Consider the following 13,226-nt stretch of genomic DNA (forward strand, 5'->3'; position numbering starts at 1 on the left):
GTGATCGCCGGCCTCGGGCCACGGCATTGAAAAAAGGGGCGCGAAAGCGCCCGATGGCACGCTTTCGCGAAGCCATCCAGATTCCATTCAAACTGCGCATCGGTCGAAAACCGAGTATCCTGTCCGGCATCGGCCCGTGAGAGGCCGCGTGCTTTTGGGGAGAACGCCATGATTTCCGTCACTCGCGTCGCCGGACTATCTCTGGCTGCGGCAATCCTTCTCGGTACCAGCTCTTTCAATTGCGCTCAGGCCAAGCCCTTGATGATCGTCGGCCTGGACGAGAAGCTGTTGTGGGACGACGACGGCAAGCCGGTGCTGTCAGCGCCCGGCAAGGATCAAGTGCTGATCATCGATCTCGCCGATCCCGAGAACCCGAAGATTGCGGCTTCTCTCCCATTGAAGAACTCGGTAGTCGGCCCCCCGGTCAACGTCGCTATCGATCCGACCGGAACGGTGGCGCTGGTCGCGGATTCGGTCGACGTGGTGAAGGAAGGCGACGCTCTGAAGCAGGTGCCGGATAACAAGATCTATGTGATCGATCTCAAGGCGACCCCGCCCAAGCTGGCAGCGACCATTGCCGGCGGAAAGCAGCCATCAGGGTTGAGCTTCAGTCCCGATGGCAAGACGGCGTTGGTTGCCAACCGCGGGGACAATTCGATCAGCGTGCTTTCGGTCAACGGCACTGACGTCAAGATCACCGACACGATATCGATGCCAGACAGTGTCGCACATGTCGCGTTCGCGCCAGACGGCAAGCACGCGCTGGTCGCGCGTTTTCCCGGGCACAAGATATCGGTGCTCGATATCGCCGGCGACAAAGTCACCTACGCCAAGATAGACCTGCCGGCCGGCCAATGGCCTTACAACGTCGCAGTGACCCCGAACAGCAAGATCGCGTTGACGTCGGACAATGGCAACTCAGGCGCGTCGGACGGCAGCGTCGACACGGCCAGCGTCATCGATCTCGAAGCGAAGCCGCCGCGCATCATCGATCGCGTGGTGGTCGGCGATGGACCGGAGGGGCTTGGCGTCAGTCCGAAGGGGGATCTCGCAGTCTCGGTGATCCTGCGCGGCTCGAACATGAAGAATGCGTTCTTCCATGAGAAGAACGGCAGCGTCTCGGTCCTGAAGATCGACGGCAAGAAAGTGACCAAGACCGGAGATATCGAAGTCGGCGGACTGCCTGAGGCCGCGGTCTTCACGCCTGACGGAAAATACATCCTGGTCGGGAACTACCTCAGCCAGGATTTCTCGATCCTCAAGGTCGACGGAACCAACGTCACCGACACAGGCAAGCGCTTTCAGGTGCCAGGGCACCCGGCGTCGGCCGGAATGGGGCCGAACTGAACCGACGCTTGGCGATCTTGCTGGAGCATGTGATTTTCGGTTGAGCCGGCCACTGCGCAGGCTCGCTTCACCTCTCGCGCTTGCGGGAGGGAGCGCCGTGTCTTTGCCGTGCCTTCATGATGCGATTCGATCCAGTCGCATCATGATCCAATGCGAGATGCGCGCCCGGATTGCGCCGCCGCGCGCTACTCCGCCGCCACCATCTGCTGGGTGCGCCATTGTCCGAGTAGGGCGCGGAGCGAGGCGGGTTTCACCGGCTTGTTCAGCACCGCGATGTTTTCCTCGCGCGCGGCGGCGCGCACCGCAGGGCTGCGGTCGGCGGTGATCAGGATCGCCGGAATGCCGTCGCCGAAGCGGCGGCGGATCTCGCGGATCGCGGCGACGCCGTTGCCGCGGTCGAGATGGTAGTCGACCAGGACGCCGGTGACGCGGCCACCGGCGGCCTCGATCGCGCTGATCGCGCCGTCGGCGTCGAGCACCGCGATCACCTCGGCGTCCCACGCCGTCAGCAGCGTCTTCATGCCGTCGAGGATGGCGGGATCGTTCTCGATGCAGACAATCAGCGAGCCGCTCATCGGCGTCTTCGACAGGGGCGTGGCGGTGGTGACGGCCGCAGTATGGTTGACCGCGGTCGCGACCGGCACGGTGACCGAGAACGCCGAGCCGCCGCTGACATTGGCCGAGATCGCGATGCGGTGGTTGAGCACCCGCGCCAGCCGCTCGACGATCGACAGGCCGAGGCCGAGGCCGCGGGCGATCCGGGCGCCCTGCTCGAGGCGGTGGAACTCCTTGAAGATCTCGCCGCGCTTCTGCACGGGAATGCCGACGCCGGTGTCGAAGATGCTGATCTGGAGCGTGGTGCCGCGGCGGCGGCAGCCGATCAAGACGCGGCCGCGCGGGGTATATTTGATCGCGTTGGAGATGAAGTTCTGCAGCAGCCGGCGCAGCAGCGAGCGGTCGGATTCGACCGGCAGCGAGCACGGCACGAAGCGCAGGTCGAGGCCCTTGTCGCGGGCGATCGGCATGAACTCGATCTCCAGCGAGCGCATCAGGTCGGCCATCCGGAAGCTCGTGATCGCCGGCGTCATGGCGCCGGCATCGAGCCTGGAAATGTCGAGCAGCGCGCCCAGGATGTCCTCGATCGCCTCGAGCGAGTCGTCGATGTTCTCGACGAGGCGCGAATCCTCGCCGCCGTTCTGGCGCTCGACCAGGCTCGTGACGTAGAGGCGCGCCGCATTGAGCGGCTGCAGGATGTCGTGGCTGGCGGCCGCAAGGAAGCGTGTCTTCGAGGCGTTGGCGTCTTCCGCGATGCCCTTGGCGAGCGCGAGCTCCGAATTCAGCCGCGTCAGCTCCTCGGTGCGGTCGCGCACCCGCTTTTCCAGCGTCGCGTTGGCGCGCTCCAGCGCCTCCGCCGCCTCGAAGCTCGGCGTGACGTCGGAGAAGGTGATGACGAGCCCGCCGCCCGGCATGCGGTTGGCACGCACCTCGATCACCAGATGGCGGTCGGTGAAGCGTTCCAGATAAGGCTCGCCCTCAGTGGTGTAGGCGCGCAGGCGGGCCTGCAGCAGGCTGTCGCCGTCGCCGGACGCAGGCGGACTGATCGCGCCCATGAATTCGAGGATTTCGGACAGCGGGATGCCGAGCTGCACCAGATGCTGCGGCAGCCCCAGCAATTCGGAGAACTGGCGGTTGGAACAGATCAGCTGCAGATCGGCGTCGAACACCGCGATGCCCTGGCGCACGTGATTGAGCGCGGTCTGCAGGATCTCGCGGTTGAAGTGCAGGGCGGCGTGGGAGTCGTCGAGCAGTTTCAGCGCGGCCTTGGCCGACACCGTGCGCCGTTGCAGCAGCAGCGACATCACAAGGCGCGAGGACGCGGCCCCGATCGAGGAGGCGATCAACCGCTCGGCATGCTGCAGCAACTCGAAATCGGCCGGAGCCGACGCCAGCAGCACGATGTTGCGGTCGACGGCGAAGGAGGCGAAGGCCTCGCGGGTGCGGTCGGGGCCGAGATATTGCGTCACCGTGCTCTGGATATCCTCCACCGTCACCGTGGTGCGCCAGCGCCGGAAGCTGGGCGCGATCGGGGCCAGCGCGTTGGGCACGAACACGTCGGCCTGCAACAACTCGATCGAGGACGGCGCGCGCGCCAGCGAGAACAGCACATAGGTGAGGATGTTGAGCGCGAGGCTCCACAGCACGCCGTGCAGCAGCGGCGGCAGGTCGGCGCCGAACAGCGCCTGCGGCCGCAGCGCCTCGATCCCGAACGGCCCGTGCTGCAGCAGCATCAGGCCGGCGGTCGAGGTTTCCAGGAAGCTCGGGATGAACAGCGTGTAGAGCCACGTCGCGAAGCCGACCAGCATGCCCGCCATGGCGCCGCGTGCGGTGGCTCTGCGCCAGAACAGGCCGCCGAAGAACGCCGGCGCCAGCTGGGTGATCGCGGCAAACGACAACAGGCCGATCGCGACCAGCTGGGTGTTGCCGAGCGCGCGATAGTAGAAATACGCCAGCACCATGATGGCGAAGATCGAGAAGCGGCGCGCCTTCAGCAGGAAATCGCCAAAGTCCTTCTGGCCGGCGCTGGCGTCGTCGCTGCGCGGCAAGACCAGCGGCAGCACGATGTCGTTGGAGACCATGATCGACAGCGCGACGCATTCGACGATCACCATCGCGGTCGCCGCCGACAGCCCGCCGACGAACACGGCGAGGCTGAGCAATTGCGAATTGCCCTCGATCGGCAGCGCCAGCACGAACATGTCGGCATCGACCGCGCCGAACGGGAAGATGACGAGGCCTGCGATCGCGATCGGAATCACGAACAGGTTGATGGCGATGAGGTAGAGCGGGAACAGCCAGCGCGCCCGGGTGACTTCGGCGGGCGTCGAATTCTCCACCACGCTGACATGGAACTGGCGCGGCAGCAGCATGACCGCGCAGAACGACAGCAGCGTCATGATCAGGAAATTGCCGATCGACGGGACATATTCGATCGCGCGCACCGCCTCCGGCGTCTTCAGGGCGCGCTCGTAGAGCTCGACCGGCGAGAACATCCAGAAGGTGACGAAAGCGCCGGCGGCGATGAAGGCGACCAGCTTGACGATGGACTCAGCCGCGATCGCGAGGATCAGGCCGTGCTGGTGCTCGGTCGCGTCGGTGTGGCGGGTGCCGAACAGCACCGCGAACACCGCCATCGCCAGCGTCACCATCAGCGCGATGTCGCCGATCACAGGGATTTTCGAGAACGCCTGGTCCTCGCTCAGGATGGTCTCAAGTGACGAGGCTACTGCTTTCAGCTGCAGCGCGATGTAGGGCACCGAGCCGATGATCGCGATCAGTGCCACGGTCGCCGCCACCGCCTGGCTCTTGCCGTAGCGCGCGGCGATGAAATCGGCGATCGAGGTGATGTTCTGCGACTTGGCGAGCGCGATCACCCGGCGCAGCAGCGGCGTGCACAGTCCGACCATCACGATCGGGCCGACATAGATCGCCAGGAAGTCGATGCTGGTGCGGGTGGCAAAGCCGACCGAGCCGAAGAAGGTCCAGGAGGTGCAGTAGATCGCCAGCGACAGCGGGTAGATCCACTGGCTGGCGCGGCCGCGCTCGCCCGGCGAGCTGCGGTCGCCGCGGCTGGCAATGAAGAACAACAATCCGATGTAGGCGAACGCCGTGGCGATTACGCCCCAGTCGTGCAGCATCGCTGCTCATCTCCTGTCCCGGCCGCTGGGGAAGGGCCGGTTGTCAGGATTATAACGCAAAGGACCGGCCGCGCGATGCACGGCCGGCCCAAATTCGGGGTCGGAAACGGATAGGGTTACTCGGCGGCCAGCGACTTCTGGTGCAGGGGCAGGCCGAGCCGGTCCCAGACCTGGAGCAGCGCCTCGGCCAGCGCGTCGATCAGGCCGTCGTCATGGTAGGGCGAGGGCGTGATGCGCAGCCGCTCGGTGCCCTTGGCGACCGTCGGATAGTTGATCGGCTGGATGTAGATGCCGTGGTCCTCGAGCAGCAGGTCGGAGGCCCGCTTGCACTTCTCGGGATCGCCGACGAACAGCGGCACGATATGGGTGTCGCTCGACATGACAGGCAGGCCGGCGGCGGTCAGGATCGCCTTGGTGCGGGCGGCCCGGTCCTGGTGGCGCTCGCGCTCCCAGTTCGAGGTCTTCAGGTGCCGGATCGCAGCCGTCGCGGCCGAGCAGATTGCCGGCGGCAGCGCGGTCGTGAAGATGAAGCCCGGCGCATAGGAGCGCACCGCGTCGATGACCTCGGCGCGGCCTGCGATGTAGCCGCCGAGGCAGCCGAAGGCTTTTGCCAGCGTGCCCTCGACGATATCGATCCGGTGCATCACGCCGTCGCGCTCGGCGATGCCGCCGCCACGCGGGCCGTACATGCCGACCGCATGCACTTCGTCGAGATAGGTCATGGCGCCGTATTGCTCGGCGAGATCGCAGATCTTGCCGAGCGGTGCGACGTCGCCGTCCATCGAATAAAGGCTCTCACAGACGATCAGCTTCGGCCGGTCGGGACCGGCGGCGATCAAGAGCTCCTCGAGATGCGCGACGTCGTTGTGGCGGAATATCTGGCGTTCGCAGCCGGCCTGGCGCACGCCTTCGATCATCGAATTGTGGTTCAGCGCGTCCGACAGGATCAGGCAGTTCGGGATCAGCTTGGCGAGCGTCGAGATGCCGGTCTGGTTCGAGACATAGCCCGAGGTAAACAGCAGCGAGGCTTCCTTGCCGTGGAGGTCGGCGAGTTCCGCCTCGAGCTGCACCAGCGGATGATGGGTGCCCGCGATGTTGCGGGTGCCGCCGGCGCCGGTGCCGACCCGGGTCGCGGTCTCGACCATGGCACCGACCACCTTGGGGTGCTGGCCCATGCCGAGATAGTCGTTGGAGCACCAGATCACGACGTTGCGGCTGCCCTTCGGCGAATGCCAGGTGGCGTGCGGGAAGCGTCCCGCGATTCGTTCGAGGTCGGCGAACACCCGGTATCGCCGCTCGTCGTGCAGGCGGTTGAGGGCGGCATTGAAGAACTGGCTGTAATCCATCGGCAAACCCAGAAAGCGGAACCTGACCGGAATGACTGCTTCTTCTTAGAGCTTTTCCAGCTCTAATGTCCATGCATTGACCCACATCTGGGCATGCGCCGCAGTTGGGCAAATTGCCCTAGCTCGGGACCGTTCGGCTCGATTTCGGTCAAATCGCCGGGCGACGCTTGCCGCCCGGCGGGGCTCAGGTGGTCCTGAAGCGCAGCATGCCGTCGGCGTGCATCTCGGCCGTCAGGCGGCCCTCGACCAGCATGTAGTTGACATGGGCGACCAGCTCGCCCGCGGCAAAGCCCATCTGGTGCTCGTCGAGCACGTGCTTGTGGAACACCACCGGCACCAGCTCCTTGGAGGTCTGCGGCACCTCGCGGCAAGCCTCGGCGATCAGCCGGCAGCGCTCCTCATGGTGATCGGCGAGCTGCTTGATCCGGGTCTTCAGCCCATAGAACGGCACGCCATGGCCGGGCAGCACCATCACGTCGTAGGGCAGGGTGGTGGTCAGGCTTGCCAGCGACGCCAGATATTCGCCGAGCGAGTTCTGCTCGGGCTCGACCGCCCAGACGCTGACATTGGGCGAGATCTTGCTGAGCACCTGGTCGGCGGACAGGAACAGCTTGTCGGCCGCGCAATACAGCATCACCTGGTCGAGCGCGTGGCCGCCGCCGGTGATCACCTTGAAGCGCCGCATGCCGATCACGACCTCGTCGCCATGGGTGAGGCGGTGATAGGACGGCGGCAGCACCGACACGCGCTTCAGATAGTCCTGGCCGCGGCCGAGCAGCTTCTCCGTGAGGTCCTCGTCCATGCCGTGGCGGCGGAAGAACAGCCGCTGCGCGTTGCGCCGCTCCTCGGTGCCGCGGTTCTGGTGATAGACCGACTGCAGATATTCCACCTGCGACATGAACAGCGGACAGCCGAAGCGCTCGGTGATCCAGCCGGCGAGACCGACATGGTCGGGATGCGAATGCGTCACGATCAGGCGGGTGACCTTGACGTGCTTCAGCGGCCCCTCGAACAGCGTGGTCCAGGCCGCGATCGATTCCTCGTTGCCGAAGCCGGCGTCCACCATGGTCCAGCCGTCGCCGTCGGCGAGCAGATAGATGTTCACATGGTTAAGGCGGAACGGCAGCTTCAGCCGCGCCCACAGCACGCCGGGAGCTACCTCCACGACCTGGTCGTGGCCGGGATGGTTCTCCCAGGGGTATCGCAGTGCCTCCGCCGAGGAGTGCACGGGGTCGGTCTTCGTATGCATGCTACCGGCTTAGCGGCACACGGGCCGCCGCGCCAGCCGAAAAATCAGATAGTCGTCCGGAGAATGGGACGGGTAGTCCGAGAATTCCGTAACCCGGATGATATGAACGGGCGCGCGAACAAACTTCCGTCATTCCGGGGCGCCTCGAAGAGGCGAACCCGGAATCTCGAGATTCCGGGTTCGGTCCTGCGGACCGCCCCGGAATGACGATGGCACCTCAGGCCGCGCGGATGTTCGACAGGAAGCCGTCGATCTCCGAGCGCAGCACGTCGGCCTCGCGGCGCAGCGCGTCGGAGGCGCTCAGCACCTCGCCGGCGGCGGTGCCCGCCTCGGCCGAGGCGGTCGAGACGCCGACGATGTTGCTCGACACCTCGCTGGTGCCGCCCGCCGCATGCTGGATGTTGCGGGCGATCTCGCGGGTCGCCGCGCCCTGCTGCTCGACCGCGGCGGCGATCGCGGTGGTGACGTCGTTGATCTCGCCGATCGTGCTCGAGATGTTGCGGATCGCGGAGACGGCCGTCGTCGTCACCTCCTGCATGCTGACGATCTGCTGGCGGATTTCCTCGGTCGCCTTCGCGGTCTGGCTCGCGAGGTTCTTCACCTCGGAGGCGACCACGGCAAAGCCGCGGCCGGCCTCGCCGGCGCGCGCCGCCTCGATGGTGGCGTTGAGCGCGAGCAGATTGGTTTGCGAGGCGATGGTCTGGATCAGGTCGACCACGACGCTGATGCGTGCGGCATTGTCGGCGAGCCCCTGCATCGTGCTGTCGGTGGCGCTGGCTTCCTCCACCGCCTTGCGGGCGATCTCCGCCGAGGTGACGACCTGGCGGCCGATCTCCTGGATCGAGGACGAGAGCTCCTCGGTGCCGGCCGATACCGTCTGCACGTTGACCGAGGTTTCCTCGGCGGCCGACGCGACGGCGTTGACCAATGCGCTCGACTGGTCCGCGGTCGCCGACATGCTCTGCGCGGTCGACTGCATCGAGTTCGCCGCGGTCTGCAGGCTGCCGAGCGCGCTGCGGACGTTGGATTCGAACGTGACGATCTGCGCTTCCATGCGCGAGGCGCGCTCCGCCTTGGCGCTGCGGTCCTTGTTCTGGTTTTCGGTGAGCTCGCGGCTCTCGACCATGCTCTCGCGGAACACCTGCAGCGCATCGGCCATGACGGCGATCTCGTCGCGCTGGCGGCTCTGCGGGATCTCGGTGTCGAGGTCGCCGTCGGACAGCAGCTGCATCGAGCGCTGCAGGCCGCGGATGCGGCGCAGGATGTTGCGTCCGACATAGAGCCAGACGAACAGGAACGAGCCGACCAGCGTCAGGGCGCCGAGGCCGATCATCACCATGGTCGCGAGCGAGATCTGCTGCCGTGCCTGGAAGGTCGAGCTGTCGGTCTCCTTCTGCACCGCGTCGACCAGCTGCTGCACGCTGATGCCGAGCCCGACATTGAGCTTGCGCGTCTCTTCCAGGATGGTCTGGCCGTAGTCGATCGCGTCGAGCTCCTTCTGGCGGATCTTGAACACGCCGGTCTTGCCTTCGCCGAGCACGAGCAGCCTGGAAGCGGTGTCGCGCACTGCCACGATCGCGGGATTGTTCGGCAGGTCCTCGAGGTTGGACTTGACGCGTTCGCGCCCGGCCTTGAACTCGGCCTCGATCGCATCGAGGGTTTCGCTGGAATTGGCCGACAGCGCCGCGGTCATGTCGGCGGCCATCAGATTGCCGGCGGCGAGCACGTTGCTGATCTGGCCGACGGTGCGGGCCGCTTCAGTGGCGTCGTCCGCGGAGACTTCGGCCGCGGCGAGGATGGCGTTGAGCCGGGTCTGCGCGTCGAGCATCGCGGGACTTGCGGCGGAGACGAACGCCGCCTGCGCCTTGCGCAGTGCGTTGTACTGCTTGTCGCGCAGCGCGCCGACCTCGAGCCGCTCGCGCGCCGCCGAGATCAGGCTCTTGGTCGCCTCGTCGGTGTTCTTGACGTTCTCCTGCAGCGCGCTGACCACGGATTTGTCGGCGCCGAGCTCGATGATCTCGCCAAGCTTGGCGTTGGTGAGCCGCGCGACGTCCTGCACCTTCTTGGTGCGATCGTTCAGCGCGTCGTCGCTCTGCACGGCGAGCAGGCCGGGGCCTTGCGCCGCCAGCGAAGCGCTTTGCGCGGCAAGTTGCAGGCTCGCGGCAAGCCGCGGAATGTCGCGGCCGCTGAGGTCGGTCATGGTGCCGCCGAGCTGATGCAGCACGATGCCGGCGCCTGCGCTGATCACCAGCGCCATGCCTGCGATCACCGCGAATGCCGCGAACAGGCTGCCCCTGACGCCCATCTGCGGCAGATGGATACGCTTGAGATTTGGTTTGCCGAGCTTGAACCGAAACGCCATTGCCCCTGTGCCCCCTGGCCCACTACGCTTGGCCACTATCCTTGGCCACTACTCTTGGATGTTTCCCCGGCGCGGGAGTATCGGTGCGGCCGGTTAACAAAATCGGGAAAATTGCGACGATCTGCAGGATTTTTCAGGGCTGCCGCGCAGTGGCGACGTCTCGGTTCGCCGTGCGGAATCGATGCACGCGATCGGATGCAAAAAGGCCGGCTTGCGCCGGCCTTTTCTACTTCTGATTGTAAGGGCGATCTCAGTAGCGGCCGTAAGCGGGGCCGCCAAGGTTGCCGAGATTGAAGCGATAGTTGAGGCCCGCCTTCACCGTGTGCTCGTCATTGTGGAAGCTGCCGACCGGCACCAGCGCGCCCGGCGCGGTGAAGCGGCTGTCGCCGAAGTCGTAGTACTGGTACTCGACCTTGGCCGACCAGTTCGGCGCGAACATGTATTCGGCGCCGCCGCCGATGGTCCAGCCGTTGCTGTGGTTGTCGCTGAGCCTGAAGCCAACCGGCGCGCCGCCGAGCGTCACCGTTTCGTTGTTGTCGGAATAGGCATAACCGCCCTTCACATAGATCAGGCCCGGGCCCCAGGTGTAGCCGACGCGGCCGGTGATCGAGCCGATGCCGCGCTGGTTGTTGTTGTAGACGTAGCCGCCCGGGAAGATCGCGTTGAGCTGATGGCCGCCGACCCAGGAATACTGGCCTTCGAGGCCGATCACCCACATCGGCGACAGCTGCCAGTCGTAACCGGCCTGCACGCCGCCCATGAAGCGGGCGTCGGAGTCGGACAGCGCGAGGCCGTTGAAATTGTTGTTCTGGGAGAAAACGCCGCCGAGATGGCCGCCGAGATAGAAGCCGGTCCAGTTGTAGAGCGGAGCGGCGTAAACAGGCGCGGGCGCCTTCTGATAGTAGCCACGGTTGAAATCGGCGGCGTTGGCGGTCGCGCCAAAGGCAGCGACGGCCGCCGCGACGGCGGCGGTTGCGAGCAGGAACTTCTTCATGGGGGCAGTCTCCGGACAAGTCATGAGGCGCAGCGTGAATGGCGCCATCCACGGCGATGGGTTAGACCGCATTTGAATAAAATGCAGTCACCGGAACGCTGCGCGGAGCGTTAAGTCGCAGCCTTTGCGGCGAAACGTTTTGTTGTGCCTAACGAACGCTTAAGCCGGAATGAAGCAAGGCTTAATGCGGTGCGCATGAGCCGCGTTTCCTATTAACCAAGCCGTCCGCTAGAGCATGATCCAGAAAAGTGGAAACCGGTTTTCCCTCGCGACAAACGCGGAACGCGTTTGCGCGGAGATCATGCTCAAACAAAGAGATTGGATCGTGATGCGATTCTGTGGAATCGCATCACGATCCAGCCAGTCGCTTGCGCACGTCGTCGCGCATCTGTTCGCGGAACGCCTGGCGGCGGGCGGCGCGATCCCTGACCGGAACGTCGTGGCGATCGAACACGTCGAACTTCTCTAGGATCGGATAGTGCTCGCTCGCCATCGCCAGCACGCGCAGCACGGCGGCAACCTTCGGGGTCGGGCCGCTGACTTCCCATCTGCGCAGCTTCTCGGCGCCGCCGGCGGCCGATAGCCCGCACAGCTTCGCCATGTCGGCCGCCGTCAGCTCGCGGCCCAGCGCCTCGCCGAGATGTTCGCGCAATTTCTTCAGTTCTGGGCCGGTCACGCTTGGTCAGCTCCGCGATGGCAAAATGTGAAGTGAGTCACATGACGTGCTCGAGGCGCGGGTTATACGCCACGCAGGTGAGTTCTAAAGGAAACCATCATGCACGGCATCATCGAAAGCCTCAGCCCCGAACACGATCAGATCGATTGGAAATGGGTCGGCAGTGTGTTCGCCTTCTACGTCGTGCTGACGATCGGCGGGATGGGCGCGCTGCTGGCGCATTGATTCCAGCGCACGCGGGCGCACCGCGTGCCTGCGACTGCCATCGTTTTGCGAAGATCCTGGTGCTGCCAGACAGGATTGAACTGTCGACCTCTCCATTACCAAGGGGGTGGTCGCTAATAAATTTGAGCCTATTTTGCATGCTTTTTGGCCTTTCGCTTGCTGTAGTCCCCTAATTTTCCCCCAGGGAGCTTGTCTATCGAAGCCTGGTGCTGGCTGACGTTGGCGTGCGCGTACCTGAAAACCATGCTGTCGGTTTTCCAGCCGCCCAGCACTTTCAGCTTGGTGAAGTCGTGATTGTTGGCGTAGTGCCACGTTGCCCAGGTGTGGCGGCAGTCGTGAGGATGGAAGTTCGTGATGCCGGCTCGCCGGCAGGCTGCCTTGAAGGCCGTTTTGATCCTGGTTCCGGCCGACGTGTCATCGGACCTCTTCGGTCGGCTATACGGTTTCCCGTCCGGCCGGCGGAATACCTCGCCGTTCTTCTGGTCGTCGAGGTTTGCGAGTGCGGCGACCACCCGCGGATGCAGCGGCACGCCGCGGGGATCCCCGTTCTTGGTCTCGGGGAAGCTGACGTGAGCGCGCCCTAGATCAACATCTCTCCAGTCGAGCCATAGCGCCTCGCCGGTGCGAGCGCCGGTGTAGAGCATGAAGATGACCAGCGGTCGCAAATGATCGCTACACGCCGCTATCAGCCGGTCTGCTTCGTCGATTGTGATCCACCGGATACGGCCAGCCGGCTTGGTGGGGCGCTGGATGATCGGAGTAGGGCACCATTTGCGCTTGGCGGCATGATGCAGGACGGCTGACACCACGGCGTAGAATTGTCGGTCGACCGTTGCCGGCTTCGCGTTTGGATATAGCTTGCGCGCGCCTCGGTCGAGCGAGTCCTGATCGATCTGCGCGAGCGGCGTGGTACCGAAATAGGCGATCACCTTCGCCGTGAAGCGCTTCTTGCCGCCGTTCTCGAGATAGCTCAGCGCGGCGTGGGCGAACGTCGCGGTAGCGCTACGACCGTGGATGCTCTCGGAGAGGATCTCGGCGCTGCGCTTGGCGAGGATTTCGTCGGCTGCTCGCTTGTCGCCTGTGCCAGTGCTTTCTTCAATGCGAATTCCGCGGAGGGTGCCGCGGATGTACCAGTATGGCGATTTGGGCCTGCGCTTGAGCTGGAGGGGCATAAGACCTCGTAAAGTTGGAGGCAATCCTCGGGGCTAAAAATGATGGTGCGCCCCATCCTGCGACCAATGCCGTGCTTGCGGGCCGTCTGCAAAATGACGGCTTCGCTTACCGGAAACACTGCGCCGGCGAGGTCGCGGGCCATCCGATATGACGGCCACA

Annotated in this window: 9 protein-coding genes; 2 read left to right on the plus strand and 7 right to left on the minus strand. The window is 64.9% G+C overall.

All coding sequences use genetic code 11. The features are described 5' to 3' along the window. Positions 1–168: 168 nt before the first annotated feature. Positions 169–1,347, plus strand: a complete 1,179-nt coding sequence (locus J2R78_RS20540; RefSeq protein ID WP_253606445.1) for a YncE family protein — start codon at positions 169–171, stop codon at positions 1,345–1,347. Positions 1,348–1,532: 185 nt separating this feature from the next. Here the strand turns inward: J2R78_RS20540 and J2R78_RS20545 are convergent, their stop codons facing one another. The 6 genes from J2R78_RS20545 to J2R78_RS20570 all read right to left on the minus strand — a co-directional run bounded on the left by J2R78_RS20545 (position 1,533) and on the right by J2R78_RS20570 (position 11,669). Beyond that, entirely contained in the window at positions 1,533–5,042 is a 3,510-nt protein-coding gene (locus J2R78_RS20545; RefSeq protein ID WP_253606447.1) for a PAS domain-containing hybrid sensor histidine kinase/response regulator, read from the minus strand. 116 nt (positions 5,043–5,158) lie between these two features. Then, the gene (gene hemA, locus J2R78_RS20550; RefSeq protein WP_253606449.1) at positions 5,159–6,388 is read right to left on the minus strand and encodes a 5-aminolevulinate synthase; all 1,230 of its coding nucleotides are present in this window, start codon (positions 6,386–6,388) and stop codon (positions 5,159–5,161) included. A gap of 184 nt (positions 6,389–6,572) precedes the next feature. Continuing rightward, entirely contained in the window at positions 6,573–7,637 is a 1,065-nt protein-coding gene (locus tag J2R78_RS20555; RefSeq protein WP_253606450.1) for an MBL fold metallo-hydrolase, read from the minus strand. 217 nt (positions 7,638–7,854) lie between these two features. Further along, positions 7,855–9,999 (minus strand): methyl-accepting chemotaxis protein, encoded by a 2,145-nt coding sequence (locus J2R78_RS20560; protein ID WP_253606452.1) that lies wholly within the window; start codon positions 9,997–9,999, stop codon positions 7,855–7,857. A 250-nt stretch (positions 10,000–10,249) separates the two neighbouring features. Continuing rightward, positions 10,250–10,993 (minus strand): outer membrane protein, encoded by a 744-nt coding sequence (locus tag J2R78_RS20565; RefSeq protein ID WP_028333722.1) that lies wholly within the window; start codon positions 10,991–10,993, stop codon positions 10,250–10,252. Between the two features lie 349 nt (positions 10,994–11,342). Continuing rightward, complete coding sequence (locus J2R78_RS20570; protein WP_253606455.1) at positions 11,343–11,669, minus strand: hypothetical protein; 327 nt, start codon at positions 11,667–11,669, stop codon at positions 11,343–11,345. Between the two features lie 99 nt (positions 11,670–11,768). On the opposite strand from J2R78_RS20570, the gene J2R78_RS44770 reads away from it, so the two are divergent. Continuing rightward, positions 11,769–11,894 carry a hypothetical protein gene (locus J2R78_RS44770; RefSeq protein ID WP_256521266.1) on the plus strand — a complete coding sequence of 42 codons (126 nt, stop codon included), beginning with the start codon at positions 11,769–11,771 and terminating at the stop codon, positions 11,892–11,894. 128 nt (positions 11,895–12,022) lie between these two features. Here the strand turns inward: J2R78_RS44770 and J2R78_RS20575 are convergent, their stop codons facing one another. Beyond that, entirely contained in the window at positions 12,023–13,066 is a 1,044-nt protein-coding gene (locus J2R78_RS20575; RefSeq protein WP_253606457.1) for a site-specific integrase, read from the minus strand. Positions 13,067–13,226: the final 160 nt, after the last annotated feature.

It is taken from the genome of Bradyrhizobium sp. USDA 4538 (assembly GCF_024171045.1).
GTDB classification, from domain to species: Bacteria; Pseudomonadota; Alphaproteobacteria; order Rhizobiales; family Xanthobacteraceae; genus Bradyrhizobium; species Bradyrhizobium australafricanum.

What these genes read in the sequence shown, in the direction of transcription:
- J2R78_RS20540 (WP_253606445.1), top strand. Translation starts at nt 169, where the DNA reads ATGATTTCCGTCACTCGCGTCGCCGGACTATCTCTGGCTGCGGCAATC.
- J2R78_RS20545 (WP_253606447.1), bottom strand. Translation starts at nt 5,042, where the DNA reads ATGCTGCACGACTGGGGCGTAATCGCCACGGCGTTCGCCTACATCGGA.
- hemA (WP_253606449.1), bottom strand. Translation starts at nt 6,388, where the DNA reads ATGGATTACAGCCAGTTCTTCAATGCCGCCCTCAACCGCCTGCACGAC.
- J2R78_RS20555 (WP_253606450.1), bottom strand. Translation starts at nt 7,637, where the DNA reads ATGCATACGAAGACCGACCCCGTGCACTCCTCGGCGGAGGCACTGCGA.
- J2R78_RS20560 (WP_253606452.1), bottom strand. Translation starts at nt 9,999, where the DNA reads ATGGCGTTTCGGTTCAAGCTCGGCAAACCAAATCTCAAGCGTATCCAT.
- J2R78_RS20565 (WP_028333722.1), bottom strand. Translation starts at nt 10,993, where the DNA reads ATGAAGAAGTTCCTGCTCGCAACCGCCGCCGTCGCGGCGGCCGTCGCT.
- J2R78_RS44770 (WP_256521266.1), top strand. Translation starts at nt 11,769, where the DNA reads ATGCACGGCATCATCGAAAGCCTCAGCCCCGAACACGATCAGATCGAT.
- J2R78_RS20575 (WP_253606457.1), bottom strand. Translation starts at nt 13,066, where the DNA reads ATGCCCCTCCAGCTCAAGCGCAGGCCCAAATCGCCATACTGGTACATC.